Origin of the sequence: Neptunomonas sp. (assembly GCF_016744175.1) — a bacterium.
Classification (GTDB): domain Bacteria; phylum Pseudomonadota; class Gammaproteobacteria; order Pseudomonadales; family Balneatricaceae; genus Neptunomonas.
In genome coordinates, this window is the sequence record NZ_JADGEV010000027.1 from 48,832 (window position 1) to 50,630 (window position 1,799).

Here is a 1,799-nt window from a genome sequence, read left to right on the forward strand (position 1 = left end):
CGTGTAGAAAAGTTCTCTGATGTAGCACCGCTAGCGGGCTTCTTCCTGTCTGGGATGTTACCGATTAAAGAATCAGACTTTGAACACAAAAGCGTTACATTGGATGATGCTAAGCGTATTTTGCAATTTAGTGTTTGGTTCTTAGATACAGAAAGCAACTGGGATAAAGATCACCTGTTCGCACAGCTCAAACAACTAGCAGAGCAGATGGGTTATAAGCTACGTGACTTCTTGTTCCCGTTGTTTATTGCTATTGCAGGTACAAACCAGACGGTTTCTGTCATGGACTCTATGTCGATTCTTGGCCCAGATATGAGCCGTGCGCGTTTGCGCCACGCGGTTAATCTATTGGGTGGCCCGTCGAAGAAAGAAGCAAAACGATGGGAAAAAGAGTTTAGGGATGTTGTTGCAGGTATCGAGTAGCTAACAATAGATAAGTTAAACCATAGATAAATCAAAAGCCTGCCATTGCAGGCCTTTTTTATACCTGCTTGATTAATCCTGCGCTTGAGCCATTAACGTCTTCCCGCTGAGGTTTTATTACAAAAAATCTTAGCGGTGTATGGCTAATATCCTGTGAATAAGAAGATGAGAACAGATGTCGTTATAGCGATAAACAGGGTTTGCAAACCACTACGTAACCAGGATGTACCAGCGATTCGACCCAGAAAAACACCCAGCAGAAAAACAATAATCAAGGCTAAAATAATGGCTAAAAATAGAGGCGAAATAGGTAACACAATCCCTGCATGGGTTAATAGCAGAGGGCTAAGGATCACTAACGAAATAAATAGTGGCGCAGAGCCGTTTACTAGCGCAATAATCATCGGCACCCAGCGGGCCGCTTCTGAATGTGCCGATTCCTGTAAATCTTCCAGCATAGCCTCTTCCAGCTTAAGAAGTGCATGCCGTCTTTCGGCCAGTTCACTAATATAGGCGCTACTGACACCGCTCACACCTAAGGCAATTGCGGCACCTAAACAAGCGTTAATGGTAATACTGAGTGGGGCAGAAGCGCTCAACTGGAAGCCGAGAATCATGCCGAGCATGGTTAAGGCACCATCAAAACCATTGACTACAAAATATCGTCGTGCAATCCCTTGAGAGCGCGTGATGTTTAACAGAAATTCAGCTTTTCTGTAAATATTCATAAGTATCAAGTGTTTGGCTCGTTTTTAGCTTCAACCTCATCAATACTGTGCAGCGCGCCGCCCATTTTACTAATCACTGCTTGCAGGAGATCAAAATCAATTAGCGTTGCTTCAACTGACACCTCAAGTGATTCAGTTTTTTCATCTACAGCGATAACAGTCACTCTAACCGTACTGCCTTCAACAGCCGCGCTTAGTGCTTGGCAAAACTCCAGTGCGTTAGGTTGGTGAGGCTTTAAAACATCAAGTACTACTCTTTTAACCGCGATCATAAAGAGGCCCTCTGCCTGATCTTTTTATCGGTTTATTAAGTTATCTTGCCTAAAAGTAGTGAATAGGTCACTGCCTTAAATCATAACTTGGTGATATAGAGGCTAAACCAAGAAGAGAGTGACACGAAGGATGCAAAGAGGGTATCAGCAAGGTATTGATATTATGTATTTATGTTAAGTACCCAATAGATTGAATCGCTTAGATAAAGCCTAAAAATGTGTTTGACATTAATCTGAAATATGGGATGATACGCGTCGTTTCAAAGCACACTTATTTCCTCCCTCAAGTGTGTTAAAGATGGGGCCTTAGCTCAGCTGGGAGAGCGGTTCGCTGGCAGCGAACAGGTCAGCGGTTCGATCCCGCTAGGCTCCACCA

The 1,799-nt window shown here is 43.6% G+C and carries 2 protein-coding genes, 1 tRNA gene and 1 pseudogene; 2 read left to right on the plus strand and 2 right to left on the minus strand.

Annotated elements, in window-relative coordinates; translation table 11 throughout:
- Positions 1 to 423, plus strand: a pseudogene (locus tag QZZ55_RS12990) (glutamate--tRNA ligase); the annotation flags it as partial.
- Between the two features lie 143 nt (positions 424 to 566).
- On the opposite strand, the gene QZZ55_RS12995 reads toward QZZ55_RS12990, so the two are convergent.
- Complete coding sequence (locus QZZ55_RS12995; protein ID WP_293267768.1) at positions 567 to 1,151, minus strand: hypothetical protein; 585 nt, start codon at positions 1,149 to 1,151, stop codon at positions 567 to 569.
- A gap of 5 nt (positions 1,152 to 1,156) precedes the next feature.
- Positions 1,157 to 1,423 (minus strand): DUF211 domain-containing protein, encoded by a 267-nt coding sequence (locus QZZ55_RS13000; protein ID WP_293267769.1) that lies wholly within the window; start codon positions 1,421 to 1,423, stop codon positions 1,157 to 1,159.
- Between the two features lie 300 nt (positions 1,424 to 1,723).
- Between QZZ55_RS13000 and QZZ55_RS13005 the strand changes: the two genes are divergently transcribed.
- A tRNA-Ala gene (locus tag QZZ55_RS13005) sits at positions 1,724 to 1,799 on the plus strand.